This is a genomic window from Massilia sp. BHUDP2, assembly GCF_046236355.1.
Taxonomy (GTDB): Bacteria; Pseudomonadota; Gammaproteobacteria; order Burkholderiales; family Burkholderiaceae_D; genus Telluria; species Telluria varians.
Genome location: NZ_JBJUVW010000004.1, coordinates 392183 through 414416, shown reverse-complemented (window position 1 = coordinate 414416; position 22234 = coordinate 392183). Strand labels below are relative to the sequence as shown.

Genomic DNA, 22234 nt, shown 5'->3' with positions numbered 1-22234 from the left:
ATGCAAACCAACCTGGCCGATTTCATCAAGGACACCGCGGACGGCAAGGAAGCGGAAAGCATCCTGCGCGCCTGCGTGCACTGCGGCTTCTGCACCGCCACCTGCCCGACCTACCAGCTGCTGGGCGACGAGCTCGACGGCCCGCGCGGCCGCATCTACCTGATCAAGCAGGTGCTGGAAGGCGCGGAGCCGACCCGCAAGACCCAGCTGCACCTGGACCGCTGCCTCACCTGCCGCAACTGCGAAACCACCTGTCCGTCGGGCGTCAAGTATGGCCGCCTGGTGGATATCGGCCGCCGCGTGGTCGAGGAACGCGTGCCGCGCCCGCTGAAAGACCGTGTCAAGCGCAGCACGCTCAAGGAGTTCCTGCCCCGTAGCGCACTGTTCAAGCCGGCCTTCAGGGCAGGGCAGCTCGCCCGCCCGGTGCTCGCCAAAGGGCTGCAGGACAAGCTGCAGCCCGCACGCAGCGCCGGCGCCTGGCCCACCCGGACCCATGCACGCAAGATGCTGGTGCTGGAGGGCTGCGTGCAGCCGGCGATGGCGCCCAACATCAACGCCGCCACCGCGCGCGTGCTCGACGCCTTCGGCGTGCAGCTGATCACGGCGCCGAAGGCCGGCTGCTGCGGCGCCGTGCGCTACCACTTGAACGACCAGGCTGCCGGCCTGGAGGACATGCGCCGCAACATCGACGCCTGGTGGCCCTGGGTGGAGCAGGGAGACATCGAGGCGATCGTCATGACCGCTTCCGGCTGCGGCGTCACGGTCAAGGAATACGGCCACCTGCTGGCGCACGACGAGGCCTATGCGGCCAAGGCCGGACGCATTTCGATGCTCACGCGCGACCTGTCCGAAATCCTGCCGGAGTTCGAGGAGCAGATCGCCGCGAAGCTGCAAGGGAAAATCGCCAAGCGCGTCGCCTATCACCCGCCCTGCACGCTGCAGCACGGCCAGCAGATCCGCGGCAAGGTCGAGGGCGTGCTGCGCGCCGCCGGCGTCGACGTCACGCTATGCGCCGAGAGCCACCTGTGCTGCGGCTCGGCCGGCACCTATTCGGTACTGCATCCGGAGATCGCGCACGAACTGCGGGACCGCAAGCTGGCCAATCTGGAGGCCTGCAAACCGGACGAAATCGTGTCCGCCAACATCGGCTGCATGACCCACCTGCAGTCGGGGACGCAGACGCCGGTCACGCACTGGATCGAGCTGATCGACCGGGCGCTGGACTGATTCGCGGGCGGCACGGCACGCGCCGTGTACCGGCCCCACCGTGCTAGGATCGCCTCGTTTGCATGCAAAGGATCGATCTTGAGTTTCATTTTCCAACTTGTCCGCGAAGACGAAGGCCTGCCGCCCATGGTCGTCTTCGAGGACTCCACCACGCCCGGCCTCGTGCCCGTATGGGAGGAAGCCGGCGTCTATGACGCGCTGTACAACAGCGACGGCAGAGTGGCACGCGACGTATCGCGCGCCATTTCCTATGGCCTCGACCGCGTCACCGAAGACACCTCGCTCGCTCAGCTGATGCCGCCGGGCGTCTCGCAGGGGGAGGCCATCCGATTCCTCGAGAACGTGAACCGCGCCTGCATCACCCACGGCGCCGCCTGGATCCGGACGCGTTGATTTGGTAGTCGAGTTACATCTTTTTGTCGTACTATGTGATGCTCAGCCGTAGTAGAGGTAGTTTTCCTACGGCGCATTACACGACAAGGAGACCCGATGCACTTCCACCGCACATTTGCCACGGCCGCAGCCGTGGCAGCATCCTGCCTGCTGGCCCTGCCGGCCTGGGCCCAGAAACTGATCGCCAGCGCGGCCTCTCCGGGCAATGTCATCAGCGTGGAAGTGCAGGTCGACGGCATGGGCAAGCTCGCCTATGGCGTCAAGCGCAAGGGCAAGGAGCTGATCGCCCCCTCGCGCCTGGGCTTCAACCTGGCCAATGCACACAAGCTCGACGGCGGCTTCAGCCTGCGCAAGCAAGCCGTCAGCGACCATGACAGCACCTGGGAGCAGCCCTGGGGCGAGCGCCGCTTCGTGCGCAACCATTACCGCGAGCTGCGCGTCGACCTGGAGCAGAGGAACCGCGCCGGCCGCCAGCTGGCGGTGGTATTCCGCATCTACGACGACGGTGTCGGCTTCCGCTACGAATTCCCGGCCCAGCCGCAGCTGAAGGAAGCCGAGATCATCGACGAGCTGACCGAATTCACGGTGGTCCAGCCGGCCACCGCCTGGTGGATTCCGGCGGCCGAACTGCCGGGACTCGAAGAAGAGATCCGCAAGGCGCCGCTCAAGGAAATCGGCATCGCCAATACGCCGCTCACCGTGCGTCTGGATGACGGCACCCACATCGCCTTCCACGAAGCGGCGCTGGTCGACTACGCCACCATGTGGCTGCGCAAGGTCGACGGCCAGAAGCTGCGCGCCATGCTGGCGCCGTCGCCGAGCGGCCCGGCAGTAGTGCGCAAGGGCGCCTTCACCACGCCATGGCGCACCATGCAGATCGCGGACAACGCGGCCGGGCTGTACATGTCCGACCTGGTGCTGAACCTGAACGAGCCGAACAAGCTCGGCGACGTGAGCTGGGTGAAGCCCTCGAAGTTCGTCGGCGTCTGGTGGCAGATGCACCTGCAGAGCGGCACCTGGAACGCCGGCCCGAAGCACGCGGCCACCACCGCCAACACGAAGAAGTACATCGACTTCGCCGCCCAGAACGGCTTCCGCGGCGTGCTGGTCGAGGGCTGGAACAAGGGCTGGGAGAGCGACTGGGGCCATGGCGGCGCCGACTTCAGCTTCACCCAGCCTTACCCCGACTTCGACCTGCCGGGCCTGGCCGCGTATGCCAAGTCGAAAGGCGTGCGCCTGATCGGCCACCACGAAACCGGCGCCAACATCGTCGCCTACGAAAAGCAGATGGATGCGGCGTACAAGCTGTATGCGAAGCTGGGCGTGGACAGCATCAAGTCGGGCTATGTGCATGAAGCCGGCAGCGCCCTGTTCACGGGCCGCGACGGCAAGCCGCGCTACGGCCACTACGATTCGCAGGAAGGCGTGAACCACTTCCTGAAGGCGGTGACCGAGGCGGCCAAGTACAAGCTGTCGATCGACACCCACGAGCCGGTCAAGGACACCGGCCTGCGCCGCACCTACCCGAACTGGCTCACGCGCGAAGGCGCGCGCGGCGTCGAGTACAACGCCTGGGGCAATCCGCCGAACAGCGTCGACCACGAGGCCAAGCTGGTGTTCACCCGCATGCTGAGCGGCCCGATGGACTACACGCCGGGCGTGCTGAGCCTGGTGGGCGCGGACAACAAGGTCTTCAACTCGACCCAGGCCAAGCAGCTGGCGAACTTCGTCGTGATCTATTCGCCGATCCAGATGGCGGCCGACCTGCCGGAGAACTACGCCAAGTATCCGGCGGCCTTCAAGTTCATCAAGGACGTGCCGACCGACTGGGCCGACACCCGTGTGATCAACGGCGAAGTGGGGCAGTACGCGACCATCGCCCGCAAGGACCGCGCGGGCGACGACTGGTATGTCGGCGCGGTCACCGACGGTGAAGCGCGCACGCTGGCGCTGCCACTGGACTTCCTCGACAAGGGCAAGCGTTATACCGCCGAGATCTACCGCGACGGCGACGCGGCCGATTACCGCAGCGAGCGCCGTTTCGACCTGGTGACGGAGACGAAGACCGTCACCGCGGCCGATACCCTGCAGCTGCGCCTCGCCCCGGGCGGGGGCCAGGCGATCCGCCTGGTGCCGCAACCCTGATTTTCGTAGGGTGGGCGGGTCTCCCGCCCACGCGGTCAAACGGCTGCAAGATCATCCGGTCGTGACCTTCAGCCGATAACTATCACCGGGTGGGCAAGAAACTTGCCCACCCTACAACTGCAATCCGTTATTACGCCAGCTGCTTCTCGATATCGCCGGCGATTTCGCTCGGCGCCGTCTGCGGCGCATAGCGCTTGACCACCTCGCCGTCGCGCCCGACCAGAAACTTGGTGAAGTTCCACTTGATCGCTTCGGTGCCTAGCACGCCCGGCTTCTCGCCCTTCAGGTGCTTGAACAGCGGGTGGGCGCCGTCGCCGTTGACGTCGACCTTGGCGAACATCGGGAAGCTCACGCCGTAGTTCTTCTCGCAGAAGGCGCCGATCTCGGCTTCCGTACCCGGCTCCTGCTTGCCGAACTGGTTGCAGGGGAAGCCCATCACCACCAGCCCGCGCTCGCCGTACTGGCGGTGCAGCTCTTCCAGGCCCTTGTACTGCGGCGTGAAGCCGCAGGCGCTGGCGGTGTTCACGACCAGGAGCACCTTGCCGCGGTAAGCGCTCAAGTCCATCGGCTTGCCGTCGAGCGTGGTGGCGCTGAAATCGAATACGTTCATGGTTGAGCCCTCGTCTGGAAAACCAGAAGTGTATGTCATGGCGGCGCAACACGTATGCATGCCCCGATCGCTCAAGTCGGTGCTTGTTATCTTTTGTTACAAACGATAAGAAGTTGGCATGCGACAATCGCGCTCGCCTATATTGCAGAGCCGCTTCCATGCCTACCAATTCACACTTCGCCAGCCACTCCCGTCATCCGCGCCGTTCGCTGATCGCGCATCTCGTCGCAGGTACGCTGCTCGCCCCGTTCGCGGCGAGCGCGCAGCAGGCCCCTGCCGTGCAGGAGCAGGCGAAACAGCAGGCGCCGGTCCAGGCCCAGCCAGCCCAGGCAACTGCTGCGCCGCCGGCGCAGACGCCGGTCGAGTCCACCGTGACAGTCAGCGCGACCCGCACCCAGAACCGCATCGACCGCCAGAGCTATGACGTCAAGGCCGATCCGGCGACCTCGAATGACACCGTGGCCGACACCCTGAACAAGGTGCCCTCGGTTGCCGTCGACGCCGACGGTAACGTCACGCTGCGTGGCCGCAACGTGCAGATCCTGGTGGACGGCAAGCCCTCGGCGATGATGCAGGGTGGGAACCAAGGCGCCGCGATCAATGCGCTGCCGGCGGCCGACCTGGAGTCGGTAGAGGTCATCAACAACCCGGGCGCGCAGTTCGGCAACGAAGGCGGCGGCGGATCGGTGATCAACCTGGTGATGCGCCGCGAACGCAGCCCAGGCCTTTTCCTGGGTCTGAACGGGAACGTCGGCACCGAAGGCCGCAACAGGACGTCCGCCTTCGTCAACTACACGCAAGGCCGCTACACCGTGCGGGGCGGCCTGTCCCGTATCGAGAGCAAGAACGAAAACACCAGCACGAACCGCCGCGAGCGCATCGATCCGGCGACCGGCGCGATCGCGCGCAGCGATCAAGAAACCAGCCGCGTAGATAGGACTGAATCGGTCAACATGAACGGCCAGGTAAGCTACAACTTGGGCGACAAGGACGTGATAGCCGCCGGCATGAATTATCAGGACAACTCGAGCGGTAACGAGTCTTCGGAGAGCTACCGCAGCACCAGGGCGGCCGGCACCGTCGACAACGAATACCTGCGCCGGGGCCTGAGTGAGGGCAAGTCCCGCAGCTACGGATTCAACACGGGCTTCGAGCACAAGGGCGACGCGCCGGGCGAGGTCTTCAAGCTGGATCTGCGCCTTTCCGGCAGCGACCGTGACAATGCCTCGCGCGCTGCCAGGGCTTATACCGTGCGTCCGCCCAATGTCAGTGTGATTGGCGACCGCCAGGCCAACCTGGCCGATACCCGCATTGCGGACTTCACCGGCGACTACGAGTTGCCGGGCGAACGCGGCGTGCTGAAGATGGGCTACAAGGTGGCGCGCAACAGCAGCACTTTCGACAACGCCCGCTTCGACATTGACGGCAACGGCGTCGAGAGCATCAACCGCAACACCACCAACCGCTTCGAGCTGGACGACACCACCTACGCGCTGTACGGCACTTACCAATGGCGCGTGAATCAGGATTGGGGAGTGCTGGGCGGCCTGCGCGCGGAGTACGCGGACCTCGACATGAACCAGGTGACCACCGGCGTGCGCGCGAGCAACCACTATTTCGACGCTATCCCGAGCGCCTTCGTCACCTATGGCCTGTCCGACGACACCACGCTACGGCTGAGCTACGCGCGCCGCATCCGCCGTCCCGGCCAGAACGAACTGAACCCCTTCGTGGTCTACCGCGACGAGCTGAACATCTCTTCGGGTAATCCGAACCTGCAGCCGTCCAGTACCGATTCCCTCGAACTCGGCGTCGAGACCAAGTTGGGCAAGGTCGAAACTACTGTGCGCCTGTTCATGCGCAACGAAAGCGACCTGATCAACGAGCGCCGGATCCTGCTTGCCAACGACGTGCTCCTGACCACGCGCGAGAACGCCGGCACTGCCCGTTCAGGCGGCCTGGAGTTCAATTTCAACGGTCGCGCGACGCCGGCGTTGACGCTCAACCTGAACGGCAACGTCAACTATTCGGAACAGACCGTGCTTGGCCGCGCCACCGACGACAAGCGCAGCGCAACCTCGCTCAACCTGCGCGGGCGCGTGAATTACCAGTTGAACCAGGCCAGCAGGATCATGCTAAACCTGAACGCCCAAGGCAAGACCCTGTTCGGCGAAGGCTACCGCCAGCCGCAACGCTGGGCCGACCTCAACTACAGCCACAGGCTGACGCCGGCGCTGACCCTGAGCGTCAACATCAACGACCTGTTCGATTCGCAGAAGACGGAGACGATCACCGAGACCGACCGCCTGCGCGAATACAACCTGCGCTATGGCAATGGTCGTACTGCCTTCGTTGGCTTGAGCTACACCTTCGGCAGCTTCGGCGGCCCCGGCGGACAGCGCCGCCCGATGATGTTCGGCGGTCCTGGCGGTCCGGGCGGCGGCCGCGGTCCTGGCGGCCCCGGCCCCGGCTGATCAAGGCCTCTAGAGAAGCACTTCAAACGGGGATGCGGCGGCGCGGCCGGGCGTGTATGCTGTCCGGCCGAACCACCGCACCCTTGCCATGTCCCGCACCACCATCACCCTCAGCGGCGAAGCCCTCGACCGCGCCCGCATCGAATCCTCCCTCGCTTCCGGCAGCCTCCTCGTGTTCGAGGACTGCGACTTATCAAGCCTCGACCTGTCGCGCCTCGACCTGCAGGACTGCGTGTTCCGCTCCTGCCAACTGGCGGAAACCTCGTTCTATGCGGCCAAGCTGGCGCGCACGCGCTGGCAGCGCTGCCGTGGCGGGCACGCCGATTTCGAGTCCGCCGACCTGGTCGACGCGCTCTTCGCATCCTCCGACCTGAACAACAGCAGCTGGCGCCGCGCGCGCCTGGCGTCCGCCTCCTTCCGCAGCTGCAAGCTGACCGGCGCGCAGTTCGAGGAAACCAGCCACCTGGCGCTCAGCTTCGAAGACACGCTGCTGGTCGGCGCCGACCTGCGCCGCATGTCCTTCCGCAAGGCGAAACTCGTGGGGCTCGATTTCGCGGATGCCGACCTGTCGGGCTGCGACTTCCGCGAAGCGGTGTTCGAAGGCGGCAGCCTGCGCGACGCCCACATCAGGGACACGCGCTTCGAGGGCGCGGACCTGCGCGAAGCCGATATCGGCGGCTTGAAGCTGGCGAACGCGAAGCAGTTTCTTGGTGCGACCATCTCGGTGCGCCAGGCAGCCGAGATGGTGCGGGAGATGGGCTTGAACGTGGCTTGAAGCGGAACCGGCTCTACTTGAAGTCCGGCCTGAAGGTCTTGGCCGGCGCGGTGCATTCATCGACCGGCTCCGGTTTCATTCCGTCCTTGTTGCGGATGTAGCATTCGTCGAACACCGAACAATAGCAAGCCGTCTGGCTGATGTCTTTCATGCTGCGGTGGAGGGCGTCGAAGATCGGATTCGGCGTCTTCGGCTCGTCCGCCGCGAACATCGAGATCATGTCGCCGGGGCGCACCAGTGAACCGACCACGTTGCCGCGCCGGTTCAAGGCAATGTCCGGCTCCGGCCCCATGTTGCAGCAGGCGGCCAGCAGTTCGCTCAGGTCGGCCATCGGCTTGCCCTTGTAGCTGAGCTGCACCCATTCGATCCGGGCTGGGCCGATCCCGCTGTTGACCAGCATGTATTCGACGCGTTTGTGGGATTGTCCGGTGACCGGATCCTTCTCCAGGCTGCTCATGTTGCGCATCAGCTCCAGGTAGGGATAGCTGTTGGCGGCAACCAGCTTTTCCATCGAATGCGCCGAGTGCAGCGCCAGCCAGAGCGAAACCAGCGAGACGACACCGGCCGCGATGGCAAGCGAGATGTCGAGCCAGCGGATGCCGGTGCCGTGGGGGTGATGATGTTGGTGACTTTCGTGTTCCAAGTGCCGCTCCAGAGCGTTGCCAAAACTTAAATTCTAGCAACTTGATCGAGGCAGCAGCATGAACGGGAGAAAAGAATGCGGCCCGCATAGCGGCCGCATTCGCCTTCGCTCAGAAGGTTTCCCATTCCTCCTCGCGCACGGCGGCCTTGCGTGGCGCCGGCCTGAAGGCAGGCGCCATCAGGCGCGTTGCCGGCCTGGCCTGCACGGCAGGCGCAGCCACCGATGGCGCCCGCGCATCGAGCTTGAATACCGACACCAGTTCGGCCAGCTTGCCGGCCTGGTCCTGCAGCGACTCGGCCGCTGCCGCCGCTTCTTCCACCAGCGATGCGTTCTGCTGGGTCACCTGGTCCATCTGGCTGATTGCCATGTTGATCTGCTCGATGCCCTCGGTCTGCTCCAGGCTGGCCGACGAGATCTCGCCCATGATGCCGGTCACGCGGCGCACGCTGTCGACGATCTCGTCCATCGTGGCGCCGGCACGGTTGACCAGCTTGGCGCCGGCGTCGACCTTCTCCACCGAATCGTCGATCAGGAGCTTGATCTCCTTGGCCGCGCTTGCCGAGCGCTGCGCCAGGGTACGCACTTCGGAGGCCACGACCGCGAAGCCGCGGCCCTGTTCCCCGGCGCGCGCCGCTTCCACGGCGGCGTTCAGGGCCAGGATATTGGTCTGGAAGGCGATGCCGTCGATGACCGCGATGATGTCGACGATCTTCTTCGAGGAGTCGTTGATCGAGGCCATGGTGTCGACCACCTGCGCCACCACGGCGCCGCCGCGTCCGGCCACTTCCGAGGCCGAGGTCGCCAAGCTGTTGGCCTGGCGCGCATTGTCGGCGTTCTGCTGGACGGTCGAGGTCAGCTCTTCCATCGAGGAGGCGGTTTCTTCCAGTGAGCTGGCCTGTTCCTCGGTACGCGAGGACAGGTCGAGGTTGCCGCTGGCGATCTGGCGCGATGCCGAGGCGATGGCGTCGGTGCCGTTGCGTACTTCGCCGACGATCTGCGCCAGGCTGTCGCGCATGCTCTTCATGGCGAACAGCAGGCTCGAGCGGTCGCCCGGGCGCAGCGCCACGTCGACACTGAGGTCGCCCGCAGCGATGCGGCTGGCGATGTCGCTCGCATAGGCCGGCTCGCCGCCCAGCTGGCGGGTCAGGCTGCGGGTGATCACGACGCCCAGGCCGACGCCGAAGACGGCGCTGCCCAGCACCAGCATCAGCATCATGACGCGGCTCGATTCGTACAGGGCGGCCGCATCCTGGGCCGCTTCTTCCGCATTGCGTTCCTTGATGCGGGTCAGGCTGCTCATGCGGGTGTCGAGCTCGTTGGCCCTGGGGGCGACGGTCAGCAGCAGGTAGTCGACGGCGCTGCGTTCCTGCTGCAGGCCATCGGCCAGGGCGCGCCGGATGACTTCTTCCACCAGCGCTTCGTACTCCTGCACGCCGCGGTCCACGTCGGCAAAGCTGCGCTTGCCCTGTTCGGAGAAGAACAGCCCGCGCGCCTTGTCGAGGTTGGCGTGCAGCCCGGTGCGCGCCTTGGCGATGCTGGCGATGGCCGCGTCGCGGTCCTTGTCGCTCGAGGCCAGCAGCACGTTGCGCATGTAACGGCCGATGTAGACGAGGTTGATGTTGGCTTCCTTGACGTAGGAGATGCCGAGCAGCTCACGGGTATAGAGCCGGTCCGTGCGCGCATTCATCTGCGACATGTTGTAGATGCCGATGGCGGCCACCACGGCGCCGAGGATGGACAGGGTCAGGAAGCCTGCGATCAGACGGGTGCCGACCTTCATTTGCTTGAACATGGGATTCGGTAGGAAATAGGGTTAGGCCGCGAGGCGCTCAATCAGGCCGAGTTCGCTCGATGCCATCAGTGCTTCGATGTCGAGCAGGATCAGCATGCGTTCGTCGATGGTGCCGAGGCCGAGCAGGAAGTCGGCGCCGAAGCTGCTGCCCATCTCGGGCGCGGGGCGAATGTCGGTGGGGCCGAGGCGGACCACGTCCGAGACACCGTCCACCACCATGCCGATGACGCGACCACCGACGTTCAGGATGATCACGACCCTGGGCTGCTTCCTGGTGGCAGTGATGCCGAAGCGCAGGCGCAGGTCGACGATGGGGACGATGATGCCGCGCAGGTTGACCACGCCCTGAATGAAGTCGGGCGCATTGGCGATGCGGGTGAGGGGATCGTGTCCGCGGATTTCCTGGACCTTCAGGATATCGACACCGTACTCTTCCTCGCCCAGGCGGAAGGCGAGTGCTTCCAGAGGCTTGTTTTCTGTACTCATACTATGGCTTTGCAATAAAAACTGCAGCAATGTTATATAAAACAACACATATGTTTCATATGGGAATCATTGTGCATGCGAATTATCCATCAATTTAGTCAGTATTTCTGTAGGACAACTCCTATTTTTGATGAATTCATCGTATTAGTTGCTGTTTCGAGGAAGTGAAAAGGGGCGACACGAGTGTCGCCCCTTCTTGGTCGAGGAGAGGTGCTGGCGCTCAGACGATGCCGAGGTGGTCCATCCCGGTCGAGAAATCGCGGTTCTTCGCATGCTTGCTGTTGAGCTTGATGTTCAGGCGCAGGTCGTTCACCGAATCCGCATTGCGCAGCGCATCCTCATACGAGATCTTGTCCGCCTCGTACAGGTCGAACAGGGCCTGGTCGAAGGTCTGCATGCCCAGTTCGCGCGACTTCTTCATGATCTCCTTGATCTCGTGGACGTCGCCCTTGAAGATCAGGTCGGAGATGAGCGGGGAGTTCAGCAGGATCTCCATCGCCACCACGCGGCCTTTGGCCTCCTTCTTCGGGATCAGGCGCTGCGAGATCAGGCCCTTCAGGTTGAGCGACAGGTCCATCAGGAGCTGCTGGCGGCGCTCCTCCGGGAAGAAGTTGATGATGCGGTCCAGCGCCTGGTTGGCGCTGTTGGCGTGCAGGGTGGCCAGGCACAGGTGGCCGGTCTCGGCAAACGCGATCGCGTGCTCCATGGTCTCGCGGTCGCGGATCTCGCCGATCTGGATCACGTCCGGCGCCTGGCGCAGCGAATTCTTCAGCGCCGCCTCGAAGCTGTCGGTGTCGACGCCCACTTCGCGCTGGGTGATCACGCAGTTCTTGTGCGGGTGGACGAATTCGACCGGGTCCTCGATCGTGATGATGTGGCCGTAGCTGTTCTCGTTGCGGTAGCCGACCATCGCCGCCAGCGTGGTCGATTTGCCCGAACCGGTGGCGCCGACCATGATGACCAGGCCGCGCTTGGTCATGATCACGTCCTTCAGGGTTTCCGGCAGCTCGAGATCTTCGAATTTCGGGATGGTGGTGGTGATCACGCGCAGCACCATGCCGACGCAGCCCATCTGCATGAAGGCCGAGACGCGGAAGCGTCCCAGGTCGCCCGGGCTGATCGCGAAGTTCGCTTCCTTGGTCAGCTCGAAGCCGGCGGCCTGCTTGTCGTTCATGATGGCGCGCGCCAGGTCGGCGGTATGGGTGCCGCTCAGTGCCTGGCTCGAGACCGGCGTCATCTTGCCGTCGATCTTGATCGCCGGCGGGAAGCCGGCCGTGATGAACAGGTCCGACCCGCCCTTGCTGGTCATCAGGCGCAGCAGGTCGAACATGAACTTGGATGCCTGGTCGCGTTCCATCGTTGCTCCTCGCTTTTTCTTAACCCGGGAAGTTTTCAGGGATCTTGGCGGCGGCGCGGGCGGCGGCGCTGGAGATCACGTTGCGGCGCACCAGGTCGGTCAGGTTCTGGTCGAGCGTCTGCATGCCGACGCTGCTGCCGGTCTGGATGCTCGAGTACATCTGCGCGATCTTGGCTTCGCGGATCAGGTTGCGGATCGCCGGGGTGCCGATCATGATCTCGTGCGCCGCCACGCGGCCCGAGCCGTCCTTGGTCTTGAGCAGGGTTTGCGAGATCACGGCCTGCAGCGACTCCGACAGCATCGCGCGCACCATCTCCTTTTCTTCGGCCGGGAACACGTCGACGATACGGTCGATGGTCTTGGCGGCCGAGGAAGTGTGCAGGGTGCCGAATACCAGGTGGCCGGTCTCCGCCGCCGACAGGGCCAGGCGGATGGTTTCCAGGTCGCGCAGCTCGCCCACCAGGATGCAGTCCGGGTCTTCGCGCAGCGCCGAGCGCAGTGCGTTGTTGAAGGACAGGGTGTGCGGGCCGACTTCGCGCTGGTTGATCAGGCACTTCTTGGAATCGTGCACGAATTCGATCGGGTCCTCGATGGTGAGGATGTGGCCGTATTCGTTTTCGTTGAGGTGGTTGACCATCGCCGCCAGCGTGGTCGACTTGCCCGAGCCGGTGGGGCCGGTCACCAGGACCAGGCCGCGCGGCTTCAGGGCCAGCTCGCTGAAGATCTTCGGCGCGTTCAGCTCTTCCAGCGACAGGATCTTGGATGGAATGGTACGCAGCACCGCGGACGCGCCGCGCTCCTGGTTGAAGGCGTTGACGCGAAAGCGCGCCAGGCCGGGAATCGCGAACGAGAAGTCGCACTCCAGCACTTCCTCGTACTGCTTGCGCTGGCCGTCGTTCATGATGTCATAGATCATGCCGTGCACGTCCTTGTGCTCCAGCGGCGGCAGGTTGATGCGGCGCACGTCGCCGTGCACCCGGATCATCGGCGGCAGGCCGGCCGAGAGGTGCAGGTCAGATGCCTTGTTCTTGACAGAGAAGGCAAGCAGTTCCGAGATGTCCATTTATAATCCTGTGGCGTGTGCGAAGCACTCAAAATATTTCCTGTAGAAAATCATTATGTCCATAATCGCTGGGAACTTGCAAGCTGTCGAAGCGACAATCCAGGCCGCCTGTAGCGCTGCCGGAAGGGGCAGGAACGAGGTCCAGTTACTGGCCGTTTCCAAGACCTTCCCTGCGGAAGCCGTGGTCGAAGCGATGGCCGTGGGCCAGCGCGCCTTCGGCGAAAACTACCTGCAGGAAGCGCTCGACAAGATGCAGGAAGTGGCGCGCCTGCAACCGGATGCCCCGGTCAGCTGGCATTTCATCGGTCCGATCCAGAGCAACAAGACGCGGCCGATCGCCGCCCATTTCAACTGGGTGCACACGGTCGATCGCCTGAAGATCGCCCAGCGCCTGTCCGAACAGCGTCCGTTGGAGCTCGGTCCGCTCGACATCTGCCTGCAGGTGAACATCAGCGGGGAAGCCAGCAAGAGCGGCGCCGGCGAAGCGGAACTGCCGGAGCTGGCGCGCCAGGTGGCCGCCTTGCCTAACCTGCGCCTGCGCGGCTTGATGGCGATTCCCGAAGCGAGCAATGACCCGGCGCAGCAGCGCGCCGCGTTTGCCCGCCTGCGCGGCCTGTTCGAGGATCTGCGCGCCGACGGCCTGGCGCTCGACACCCTGTCGATGGGCATGTCGGGCGACCTGCAAGCGGCCATCGCGGAAGGCGCGACCATCGTCCGCATCGGCAGCGCCATCTTCGGCGCCCGCCATTACGAGCAATAAAAAGGAACAGCATGAAGATTGCATTCATCGGCGGCGGCAACATGGCCACGGCCCTGATCGCCGGCCTGGCCGGACAACTCACCGGCGCCGGCAGCCTGCACGTGGTGGACCCCAATACCGAGGCGCTCGAGCGCCTGGCCAGCCAGTACGGCGTGAGCACGGCGTCAAGCATCGACGTGCAGGTGGGCGCCGCCGACGTCGTCGTGCTGGCGGTGAAGCCGCAGCAGATGCGCGAGGTCGCGGCTTGCCTCAAGCCGCTGCTCGCGAATGTTCCAGATAAGCAGCCCCTGGTGCTGTCGATCGCGGCGGGCATCCGCATCGCCGACCTGTCGCGCTGGCTGGGCGGCTACACCCGCATCGTGCGCTCGATGCCGAACACCCCGGCGCTGATCGCCATGGGCATCACCGGCATGGTGGCCGCAAGCGAAGTCGACGAGGCCCAGCGCTCGGCGGCCGACAAGGTGATGCGCGCGGTCGGCCAGACCGTGTGGCTGAAGGACGAGAGCCTGATCGATCCGGTGACGGCGGTGTCGGGCAGCGGCCCGGCCTATGTCTTCTACTTCCTCGAAGCGATGCAGCAGGCGGCGCTGGAGATGGGACTGGACGCGGAGCAGGGCAGGCAGCTGGCGCTGGCCACCTTTACCGGCGCGGCGCAGCTGGCGGCGCAATCGGGCGATCCGGTCGAGGTGCTGCGCCAGCGCGTGACCTCGAAGGGCGGCACGACGCATGCGGCGATTACCAGCATGGAAGCGGCGGGGGTGAAGGACGCGATCGTCTCGGCGATGAAGGCGGCGGCGGATCGCGGCCGCGAGCTCGGGGACGAGCTGGGCAAGGATTCGTAGGGTGGGCAGGTTTCCTGCCCACGCGGTGATCGCTACCGGCTCCGCTTTCGTACCGGATGATCTTGCTGCTAACTATCACCGCGTGGGCGGACAAGCCGCCCACCCTACGGTTCAATGGACCTCGAAGCCCTTCCACCTGAGCACAGGCAGCAGCTTCTGCGCGAACTTGTAGGCCGAAACGACCGCCGTCACCGTGCCTACCGCCCATTTCGGCTTGGTGAGGAACAGCCCCGCAGCCACGCCGGCCACGATCAGCGCCGTCTTCTGGTGCCTGGCCGCATAGGCCGGGATCAAACCCAGCGTCTGCGGCGAGGACAGCATGGCCACTTCCTGCGCCACCTGCGCGCGCTGGTCGGCGCAGCGGGCAACCAGGGCCTCGCGGCGCGCCGCCAGTTCCAGGGATTTAGACGCCATGGAGGTCGTCTCCCTTCAGGGCCGCCGCATCCTTGCGCAGTTCCGCCAGGGTGGCCGGCAGCATCGGCGGACGCGCGGCCAGGCCGGCGCGCAGCCTCATGACAGCGAACAGGGTGCCCAGGATGAACAGCACGGCCATGCCGCCGACCGCAGCCAGGCGGTGGGTGTCCCAGAACAGCACCAGCACGAACAGGATGACCAGGCCCAGCGCGAACAGCCCCAGCACCGCGGCCGCGACGGCCCAGGCGAGGTAGCCGAACAGGCGCTGGGCGCCTTCCTGCAGCTCGATGGCGGCCAGCTCGAGGCGCGTGCGCGCCAGGTCGAGCACATTGGCCCCGATCCTTCTCACCGCCGCCGTGATGCTCATCTTAGCGGCGGGCGATCAGCATGCCGATCACGACGCCGACGGCGGCGCCCAGGCCCACGGACTTCCATGGGTTCTCGTGCACGTATTCGTCGGTGACGCGCGCCGCTTCCTTGGTCTTTTCGACCACGGTCTGCTGGTATTCACCCAGGCTTTCCTTGGCGGTCGACAGGGTCTGCTCGAACTTGGCCTTGGCGGCCTTGAGCTCGTCGCCGGTCAGCTGGCCGCCGTTGCGCAGCCAGGCTTCGGCGTCCTGGATCACGGTCTTCAGGTCGGACAGCAGCTGGTCGCGGGTACCGGTTTGGGTAGGGATCTTTTCCATCATGATAGGCCTCGTCAAAGAAGGGTTGAATGCTTTTTGTGCAATATTACCTGAATGCATAGTCTAGCGCGACACCAATGAACAGTGCGGCGCCAAGCCAATTGTTGTGACGGAAAGCCTTGAAGCAGGCCATGCGTTCGCGGTCGCGGATCAGGGTGTAGTGGTAGAGCGCCATGCCGGCCGCGACCACGACGCCGCCCACGAACCACCAGCGCAGGCCCAGGTACCAGCCGCACACCAGGTCGATGGCCAGCGCCGCGCCGTAGCACAGCATGACTGCGGCCACGTCGAAGCGCCCGAAGGTGATGGCCGAGGTGCGCATGCCGATCTTGAGGTCGTCGTCGCGGTCGACCATGGCGTATTCGGTGTCGTAGGCGACGGCCCAGAACACGTTTGCCACCAGCAGCCACCAGGCCACTGCCGGCACCGTGTCCTGCACGGCGGCCCAGGCCATCGGGATGCCGAAGCCGAACGCGATGCCCAGGTAGGCCTGCGGGATCGCGAAGAAGCGCTTGAAGTAGGGGTAGGTGCCGGCCACGATCAGGGCCAGCACCGACAGCTGCTTGGTCAGCGTGTTGAGCGGCAGGATCAGCAGGAAGGAGAGCAGCGCCAGCACCCCCGCCACCATCAGCGCCTCCCAGGCGCGGATCTTGCCGCTGGTGAGCGGGCGGTCGACGGTGCGCTTGACGTGCTTGTCGAAGTCGCGGTCGGCATAGTCGTTGATGGCGCAGCCGCTTGAGCGCATCAAGGCGGTGCCGACGACGAAGATGGCCAGCACGGTCATGTCCGGCACCCCGTCGGACGCCATCCACAGGGCCCACAGGGTCGGCCACAGGAGCAGGAGGATGCCGATCGGCTTGTCGGCTCGGATCAGGCGGAAATAGAGCGCCAGCTTGTTCATGATGTTGCGTCTTGTCGAGCAAGAACTGTTGAGCAGAAGACAGGGATTCTAAAGCCTTTTGGCGGAAGCGGCCGACGCGCGTCTCCAATCCGGAAAGTTGCCATTTTGTTGTCATCGAACCGACATCTTTGTTTGTTTTAATGCATCGGCTCGCAACGCACGGATGAGCACCAGCCCGCCGTTCACCACCCATTGGAGAAGCAAGCATGACCGACAAGGACCTCACCCCACCGAACTCGCCGCTGAGGCGCAACCTGCTCAAAGGCCTGGCCGGCTCGACCGCGCTGCCCTTCATCGGCGCCTTTGCCGCACTGCAGGCGCAGCAGGCCATGGCGGCCAATGGCGCCACCACCCTGGTCGACAGCCCCTACGGCCCGATCGCCCCGGTCAAGGACCTGGCGACCGGTCTGCCGCTGCTGCAACTGCCGGCCGGCTTCACGTATAAAAGCTTCGGCTGGCGCGGCGACCGGATGAGCGACGGGAAGACCTGTCCGGGCGGCCATGACGGCATGGGCGTGGTCCTGTCGCGCAAGCTGGGCCGCAGCACCGAGCTGGTGCTGGTGCGTAACCACGAAATCGGCGGCACCTCCCCCGGCAACTTCCTGGATGCAGTCGGCGTCTACGATAGCGGCGCCGTCAGCACGGGCACGAGCAACCGCTTCGGGGGCGGTACCACCAACCTGCTGTTCCGCGACGGGAACTGGGTCAGCATGACGCCCAGCCTGGGCGGCACCCAGACCAACTGCGCGGGCGGCATCACTCCCTGGGGCACCTGGCTCAGCTGCGAAGAAGTCGGTTCGGACAATGTCAGCGCCGCGGGCAAAAAGCACGGCTACGTGTTCGAAGTCCATGCGGACCCGGCGCTCACCACCGGCCAGCCGATCAAGGACATGGGGCGCTTCGCGCACGAAGCCGCCGCTGTCGATCCGGCCACCGGCATGGTCTACCAGACCGAGGATTCCTCGGGCAAGTCGGGCTTCTACCGCTACATCCCGGACATCCGGACCGGCGCCTACGGCAGCCTGGCCCTGGGCGGCGTGCTGCAGATGGCCAAGGTCAAGGGCGTCAACAACGTCAACCTGGCCACCATGCCGGTCGACGCCACCGTGGAACTGGAGTGGGTCAACATCGCCGACCCGGACGCCAACCGCGGCGACGCCACCGGGCCGAGCGGCGTGCGCATCACGAATGCCGCCGGTCCTTTCGTGCAGGGCTGGGTGCAGGGCGCCGCGCGCATGAATCGCGGCGAGGGCATCTGGTACGCGCAAGGCAAGGTCTACGTGATGGATACCGCGGGCGGCGCCGTGTCGCGCGGCACCATCTGGGAACTCGACCTGGCCACGCAGGTGCTCAAGTGCATCTACTCGAGCCCGAGCGCCCTGGTGGGGAACATGGGCGACAACCTGACGGTCAGCCCGCGCAATGCCATCCTGATCTGCGAGGATGCCTCGACCGCCGCCACCGACGCCTTCGGCTTCGGCCAGCGCCTGATGGGCCTGACCGGCGCGGGCGACGCCTACATCTTTGCCAAGAACAACATCAACCTGAGCGCCGCCCAGCTGACGGGCGCAGGCAAGCTGGCCTCGCTCGCCGGCGACCAGCGCGGCAACGAATTCGCCGGCGCCTGCTTCGACCCGACCGGCCGCTACCTGTTCGTCAACATCCAGACCCCGGGCGTCACCTTCGCGATTACCGGTCCGTGGGCCCTGGGCCCTTTATGAGCGCATTCCCGACCAAACGGAGAACCCCATGAAATTGACCAAACTGTGTGCATTCGCCGGCGCCCTGGTGCTGTCCGGCGCCGCCAACGCCGCCCTCCTGACCGGCAGCGCCGGCGCCAACCCCGTCGAGGATTTCAGCGGGGCGGGCAGCGTGGCCTTCAACCTCGACCTGCGGGACTTCAGCAGCAGCACGTTGAACTTCGTGCTGGAAGCGGATGACCTGCAAGGGCCGCTCAGCTTCGATGCGCTGGTGCGCAACCTGGCCGGGGCCGACCTTGGCCGCTTCACTTTCAGCCTGCAGGGCATCCGCTTCGCCGGCGCCGGCAGCGTCACGCCGGCCTTCGGCAACATCAAGGCGATCGATGCGGGCGCCACCACCGCCGTGATCCACTTCGCCACGCCGGAGTACGCCGAGTTCCAGTTCGGCGACGTGTTCGGCGCTGCCGGCCAGGACTGGCTGCTCGACACTACCGGCCTGCAGGCAGGCGACCGCTTCAGCATCACCGCCACCGTGCCGGAACCCTCGACCGCCGCGCTGATCCTCCCGATGCTGTGCATGGCCGGCTTGGCTGCCGCGCGCCGCCGCAGGAAGGACTGAGCACTTATCCAGCTGTGAAGGGAAGGGCTTGCCGGTACAATCGGTCTCCTGCCGACAAGCTCTTCTTCATCATGCACATCTGGGTCGATGCCGACGCCTGCCCGGGCGTCATCAAGGACATCCTGTTCCGCGTGGCCGAGCGCCTGCAGCTGGGCGTCACGCTGGTGGCCAACCAGCTGATCCGGGTGCCCGGTTCGCGCTTCATCCGCGCCCTGCAGGTGCCAAGCGGCCCGGACGTGGCCGACGCCGAGATCGTCGCGCGCGTGAACGCGGGCGACATCGTCGTCACCGGCGACATCCCGCTGGCGGCGCAGGTGCTGGAGAAGGGCGGGCTGCCGCTCAATCCACGCGGCGAGTGGTATACCAAGGACACGATCGCCCAGCAACTCACGATGCGCGCCTTCATGGAAGAGCTGCGCGGCAGCGGCGTCGATACCGGCGGGCCGGCCGCCTTCAGCCAGGCCGACAGCCGGAATTTCGCGAATGCGCTGGACCGGCAGCTGGCGCGCTCGCGCGCGCCTGCGCCGAAAACCGGCCAGCAGTAAGGCGCGAGCCGGTCAGGCGGCAGCTTCGAGCGCCACCATCTCCACGCCGGGCAGCTTGCACTCGCCAACCGCCGCGGCCACCGCATCGATCGCCGCGCGGCGGGTAAAACTCTTGCGCCACAGGATGACGACCCGGCGCGAGGGCGCCGGATGGGAGAAGGGCACGTAGGTCAGCAGGCCGTTGGGGTCGTGCATGTCGGCCACCGAGGCGCGCGGCAGCACGGTCAGGCCGATGCCGCTCGCCACCATGTGGCGGATGGTCTCCAGCGAGGAGCCTTCGAAGGTGCGCTGCATGCCGTTGCCCGGCGACGAATAGCGCGCCATCTCCGGGCACACTTCCAGCACCTGGTCGCGGAAGCAGTGGCCCGCGCCCAGCAGCAGCATGGTTTCCAGCTTCAGGTCGTCGGCCGGGATTTCCTTGCGCTTGGCCCAGGGATGCGAGCGCGGCATCGCCACCACGAAGGGCTCGTCGTACAGGGTCTGCATCGACATGCCATGCTCGGGCAGGGGCAGGGCCACGATGGCGGCGTCGAGCTCGCCCTGGCGCAGCAGTTCGAGCAGCTTGTGGGTGTAGTTCTCCTGGAGCACCAGCGGCATTTGCGGCACGGTGTCGATCAGGCGTTTCACCAGCGGCGGCAGCAGGTAGGGGCCGATGGTGTAGATCACGCCCAGGCGCAGCGGCCCGGCCAGCGGGTCCTTGTTCTGTTTCGCCAGTTCCTTGATGGCGGCGGTTTGCTCCAGCACGCGTTCGGCCTGGGCCACGATCTGCGCGCCCAGCGGCGTGACGGAGACTTCGGAACCACCGCGCTCGAACAGCGTCACCCCGAGCTCGTCCTCGAGTTTCTTGATGGCGACGGAGAGGGTGGGTTGGGCGACGAAGCAGGCTTCGGCGGCATGCCCGAAGTGTTTGGCGCGCGCCACGGCGACGATGTATTTCAGCTCGGTCAGTGTCATAGGTTTTTTCCACGATGTCACGGCTGGTATGCCGTTAATCCTGACACAATGTTGGCATTTAGTCAGCCAGGATTTCATCACCCCCTCATCATAGTCGATATAATTGCCGGGCAGGATTTCCGCCTGCGTTTACGCGAGGTACCCATGTCGTCCACCTTCGGTCCGGCGGAAGCCCAGGCCTACATCCACAAGCTGCTGACGGTCATGCATCACCAGGGCGGCTCCGACCTGTTCATCTCCAGCGATTTCCCGCCCAGCATGAAGCACCAGGGCGCCATGAAGCCCCTGAGCCAGCAGCGCCTGTCCGGCGAGGTCACGCGCGCGCTGGCCCTGTCCCTGATGAACGAGCGCCAGCGTCTCGAATTCGAAGCCGAGATGGAGTGCAACTTCGCGATCTCGCTCCCCGGCGTGTGCCGCTTCCGCGTCAACGTCTTCGTGCAGCAGCAGAGCGTGGGCATGGTGGTGCGCACGATCGCCTCCGAGATCCCGAACTTCGAGAAGCTCGACCTGCCGGACGTGCTGAAGGACGTCGTGATGACCAAGCGCGGCCTGGTGCTGGTGGTCGGCGGCACCGGTTCCGGCAAGTCCACCACGCTGGCGGCGATGATCGACTACCGCAACAGCAACTCGGCCGGCCACATCATCACCGTGGAAGACCCGGTCGAGTACGTCCACAAGAACAAGAACTGCCTGGTCACGCACCGCGAGGTGGGCGTGGATACCCATTCCTGGCACAACGCCCTGAAGAACACGCTGCGCCAGGCGCCGGACGTGATCCTGATCGGCGAGATCCGCGACACCGAGACCATGGAGCACGCGATCGCCTTCGCCGAGACCGGCCACCTGTGCCTGGGCACCCTGCACGCGAACAATGCCAACCAGACCCTGGACCGCATCATCAACTTCTTCCCGGAAGAGCGCCGCAACCAGCTCCTGATGGACCTGTCGTCCAATTTACGCGCGGTGATCTCGCAACGCCTGATCCGCACGGAGGACGGCAAGGGCCGCAAGGCGGCCATCGAGATCCTGCTGAACACCCCGACCATCGGCGAGATGATCCTGAAAGGGAATTTCCAGAACATCAAGGAGATCATGCACAAGTCGCGCGAACTCGGCATGTGCACCTTCGACCAGGCCTTGTACGAACTCTATAACAAGGGCTACATCGGCTACGATGAAGCGATCCGCAACGCCGACTCGGCCAACGGCCTGCGCCTGCAGATCAAGCTCTCGGGCGAGCGCAAGGGGCCGGACGGCAGCGCAGGCAGGGCCACCGAGCTGTCGATGGCGATCGAGGAAGAACCGGAAGACGACGCACCCACTACCACCTGATTTTTTACAAGCCTTATGCCTGCATTCGAAAACAAGATCTGCACGCGCGCCGAGCTGGCGCAGCGTATCGCCCAATTACCGAAGCCGGTGGTGCTGACCAACGGCGTATTCGACATCCTGCACCGCGGCCACGTGACCTACCTGGCGCAGGCGCGCGAACTGGGGGGCTCGCTGGTGGTGGCCGCCAACACCGACGCCTCGGTCAAGCGCCTCGGCAAGGGCGACGACCGCCCGCACAACACCCTGGCGGACCGCATGGCGGTGCTGGCGGCACTCGAATCGGTGAGCCTGGTGGTGGACTTCGACGAGGACACCGCGCTCGAGGTGGTGCTCGAAAGCCGCCCGGACATCTATGCCAAGGGTGGCGACTACGACATGACGAAGATTCCGGAAGGGCAGGCGGTGCTGGCCTATGGCGGGCGGGCGGTGGCGGTCGATTTCGAGCATGACCGCTCGACGACCAAGCTGGTGGCAAAAATCCGCGGCTGAACGCTCAGCTGCGATGGGCGGCCGCCC

Annotated in this window: 23 protein-coding genes; 12 read left to right on the top strand and 11 right to left on the bottom strand. The window is 65.2% G+C overall.

The features are described 5' to 3' along the window. From glcF to ACK6C6_RS23430, 3 genes are all read left to right on the top strand, one after another. Positions 1 to 1227 carry a glycolate oxidase subunit GlcF gene (glcF, locus tag ACK6C6_RS23440; protein WP_409269555.1) on the top strand — a complete coding sequence of 409 codons (1227 nt, stop codon included), beginning with the start codon at positions 1 to 3 and terminating at the stop codon, positions 1225 to 1227. Between the two features lie 78 nt (positions 1228 to 1305). Then, positions 1306 to 1620 (top strand): hypothetical protein, encoded by a 315-nt coding sequence (locus ACK6C6_RS23435; RefSeq protein ID WP_409269554.1) that lies wholly within the window; start codon positions 1306 to 1308, stop codon positions 1618 to 1620. 96 nt (positions 1621 to 1716) lie between these two features. Continuing rightward, positions 1717 to 3765, top strand: coding sequence for a glycoside hydrolase family 97 protein (locus ACK6C6_RS23430; protein ID WP_409269552.1), 2049 nt, complete (start codon positions 1717 to 1719; stop codon positions 3763 to 3765). Positions 3766 to 3895: 130 nt separating this feature from the next. Here ACK6C6_RS23430 and ACK6C6_RS23425 read toward each other — a convergent pair whose 3' ends face one another. Beyond that, positions 3896 to 4375, bottom strand: a complete 480-nt coding sequence (locus ACK6C6_RS23425; RefSeq protein WP_409269551.1) for a glutathione peroxidase — start codon at positions 4373 to 4375, stop codon at positions 3896 to 3898. A 158-nt stretch (positions 4376 to 4533) separates the two neighbouring features. On the opposite strand from ACK6C6_RS23425, the gene ACK6C6_RS23420 reads away from it, so the two are divergent. Both ACK6C6_RS23420 and ACK6C6_RS23415 read left to right on the top strand, forming a co-directional pair. After that, the gene (locus ACK6C6_RS23420; protein ID WP_409269550.1) at positions 4534 to 6849 is read left to right on the top strand and encodes a TonB-dependent receptor domain-containing protein; all 2316 of its coding nucleotides are present in this window, start codon (positions 4534 to 4536) and stop codon (positions 6847 to 6849) included. 88 nt (positions 6850 to 6937) lie between these two features. Next, entirely contained in the window at positions 6938 to 7624 is a 687-nt protein-coding gene (locus ACK6C6_RS23415; protein ID WP_409269549.1) for a pentapeptide repeat-containing protein, read from the top strand. Between the two features lie 13 nt (positions 7625 to 7637). Here the strand turns inward: ACK6C6_RS23415 and ACK6C6_RS23410 are convergent, their stop codons facing one another. The 5 genes from ACK6C6_RS23410 to ACK6C6_RS23390 all read right to left on the bottom strand — a co-directional run bounded on the left by ACK6C6_RS23410 (position 7638) and on the right by ACK6C6_RS23390 (position 12965). Beyond that, complete coding sequence (locus tag ACK6C6_RS23410; protein WP_409269548.1) at positions 7638 to 8267, bottom strand: hypothetical protein; 630 nt, start codon at positions 8265 to 8267, stop codon at positions 7638 to 7640. Positions 8268 to 8376: 109 nt separating this feature from the next. Next, positions 8377 to 10059 carry a methyl-accepting chemotaxis protein gene (locus tag ACK6C6_RS23405; RefSeq protein ID WP_409269547.1) on the bottom strand — a complete coding sequence of 561 codons (1683 nt, stop codon included), beginning with the start codon at positions 10057 to 10059 and terminating at the stop codon, positions 8377 to 8379. A gap of 21 nt (positions 10060 to 10080) precedes the next feature. Then, on the bottom strand, positions 10081 to 10545 hold the full coding sequence (locus ACK6C6_RS23400; RefSeq protein ID WP_409269546.1) for a chemotaxis protein CheW: 465 nt from the start codon (positions 10543 to 10545) through the stop codon (positions 10081 to 10083). Positions 10546 to 10765: 220 nt separating this feature from the next. After that, positions 10766 to 11902: a PilT/PilU family type 4a pilus ATPase gene (locus ACK6C6_RS23395; RefSeq protein ID WP_409269545.1), complete on the bottom strand. Its 1137-nt coding sequence runs from the start codon at positions 11900 to 11902 to the stop codon at positions 10766 to 10768. A gap of 19 nt (positions 11903 to 11921) precedes the next feature. Next, the gene (locus tag ACK6C6_RS23390) at positions 11922 to 12965 is read right to left on the bottom strand and encodes a type IV pilus twitching motility protein PilT (protein WP_027866974.1); all 1044 of its coding nucleotides are present in this window, start codon (positions 12963 to 12965) and stop codon (positions 11922 to 11924) included. 55 nt (positions 12966 to 13020) lie between these two features. Here ACK6C6_RS23390 and ACK6C6_RS23385 point away from each other — a divergent pair, with 55 nt between their 5' ends. Further along, entirely contained in the window at positions 13021 to 13725 is a 705-nt protein-coding gene (locus ACK6C6_RS23385; protein WP_209587821.1) for a YggS family pyridoxal phosphate-dependent enzyme, read from the top strand. An 11-nt stretch (positions 13726 to 13736) separates the two neighbouring features. Further along, positions 13737 to 14567: a pyrroline-5-carboxylate reductase gene (gene proC / locus ACK6C6_RS23380; protein ID WP_409269544.1), complete on the top strand. Its 831-nt coding sequence runs from the start codon at positions 13737 to 13739 to the stop codon at positions 14565 to 14567. Positions 14568 to 14678: 111 nt separating this feature from the next. Here the strand turns inward: proC and ACK6C6_RS23375 are convergent, their stop codons facing one another. Genes ACK6C6_RS23375 through ubiA form a run of 4 tightly spaced genes read right to left on the bottom strand, consistent with a single transcriptional unit; the run spans position 14679 to position 16568 of the window. After that, on the bottom strand, positions 14679 to 14981 hold the full coding sequence (locus ACK6C6_RS23375; protein ID WP_409269543.1) for a hypothetical protein: 303 nt from the start codon (positions 14979 to 14981) through the stop codon (positions 14679 to 14681). Beyond that, complete coding sequence (locus ACK6C6_RS23370; RefSeq protein WP_036210648.1) at positions 14971 to 15348, bottom strand: phage holin family protein; 378 nt, start codon at positions 15346 to 15348, stop codon at positions 14971 to 14973. Before ACK6C6_RS23370 ends, ACK6C6_RS23375 begins: the two co-directional genes overlap by 11 nt. Position 15349: 1 nt before the next feature. Continuing rightward, a complete protein-coding gene (locus tag ACK6C6_RS23365; RefSeq protein ID WP_051996413.1) occupies positions 15350 to 15670 on the bottom strand; it encodes a YqjD family protein in 321 nt (106 codons plus the stop codon). A 43-nt stretch (positions 15671 to 15713) separates the two neighbouring features. Further along, positions 15714 to 16568 (bottom strand): 4-hydroxybenzoate octaprenyltransferase, encoded by an 855-nt coding sequence (gene ubiA, locus ACK6C6_RS23360; RefSeq protein ID WP_209587825.1) that lies wholly within the window; start codon positions 16566 to 16568, stop codon positions 15714 to 15716. A 206-nt stretch (positions 16569 to 16774) separates the two neighbouring features. Between ubiA and ACK6C6_RS23355 the strand changes: the two genes are divergently transcribed. From ACK6C6_RS23355 to ACK6C6_RS23345, 3 genes are all read left to right on the top strand, one after another. Continuing rightward, positions 16775 to 18289 carry a PhoX family protein gene (locus ACK6C6_RS23355; RefSeq protein ID WP_409269542.1) on the top strand — a complete coding sequence of 505 codons (1515 nt, stop codon included), beginning with the start codon at positions 16775 to 16777 and terminating at the stop codon, positions 18287 to 18289. Between the two features lie 28 nt (positions 18290 to 18317). After that, positions 18318 to 18887 (top strand): PEP-CTERM sorting domain-containing protein, encoded by a 570-nt coding sequence (locus tag ACK6C6_RS23350; RefSeq protein ID WP_409269540.1) that lies wholly within the window; start codon positions 18318 to 18320, stop codon positions 18885 to 18887. A 71-nt stretch (positions 18888 to 18958) separates the two neighbouring features. Then, positions 18959 to 19432 (top strand): YaiI/YqxD family protein, encoded by a 474-nt coding sequence (locus ACK6C6_RS23345; protein ID WP_409269539.1) that lies wholly within the window; start codon positions 18959 to 18961, stop codon positions 19430 to 19432. Positions 19433 to 19444: 12 nt separating this feature from the next. Here the strand turns inward: ACK6C6_RS23345 and ACK6C6_RS23340 are convergent, their stop codons facing one another. Further along, entirely contained in the window at positions 19445 to 20386 is a 942-nt protein-coding gene (locus tag ACK6C6_RS23340; protein ID WP_209587829.1) for a hydrogen peroxide-inducible genes activator, read from the bottom strand. A gap of 144 nt (positions 20387 to 20530) precedes the next feature. On the opposite strand from ACK6C6_RS23340, the gene ACK6C6_RS23335 reads away from it, so the two are divergent. Then, complete coding sequence (locus tag ACK6C6_RS23335) at positions 20531 to 21718, top strand: PilT/PilU family type 4a pilus ATPase (protein WP_409269538.1); 1188 nt, start codon at positions 20531 to 20533, stop codon at positions 21716 to 21718. A gap of 15 nt (positions 21719 to 21733) precedes the next feature. Further along, a complete protein-coding gene (locus tag ACK6C6_RS23330) occupies positions 21734 to 22207 on the top strand; it encodes an adenylyltransferase/cytidyltransferase family protein (protein WP_209587831.1) in 474 nt (157 codons plus the stop codon). Positions 22208 to 22234 lie beyond the last annotated feature (27 nt).